At 80.6% G+C, this 325-nt stretch carries 1 pseudogene; it reads right to left on the minus strand.

What is annotated here, in order from left to right:
* A pseudogene (locus UK12_RS42400) lies at positions 1-325 on the minus strand (sensor histidine kinase); the annotation flags it as partial.

Genomic DNA, 325 nt, shown 5'->3' on the forward strand with positions numbered 1-325 from the left:
GGCCGTGCCCGCCGCCGGGCAGCGGCATCGCCCCCGGCCGCCGGGGCGGGCGCTCGTTGTGGACCTCGACCAGCAGCCGGGCGGCCCGGGCGGGGAGGCGGACCCCGACGGGGGCGCGGGGGGCGGGCTTGGCGATGTTGGTCAGGGCCTCTTGGACGGCGCGGTAGGCCGCCCGCTCGACCGCTTCCGGCCAGGGCGGGTCACCGGGGCTGGGTTCGCTGCTCAGGCTCAGCCCGGTACCCTCGATCAGCCGGGGCAGGTACGCCAGCGTGGGCCGCGGGGCCAGCGGTTCGCGGGCGGGTCGGCTGCGGGCGCGCAGCACGCC

This window comes from Saccharothrix sp. ST-888 (assembly GCF_000955975.1).
Taxonomy (GTDB): domain Bacteria; phylum Actinomycetota; class Actinomycetes; order Streptomycetales; family Streptomycetaceae; genus Kitasatospora.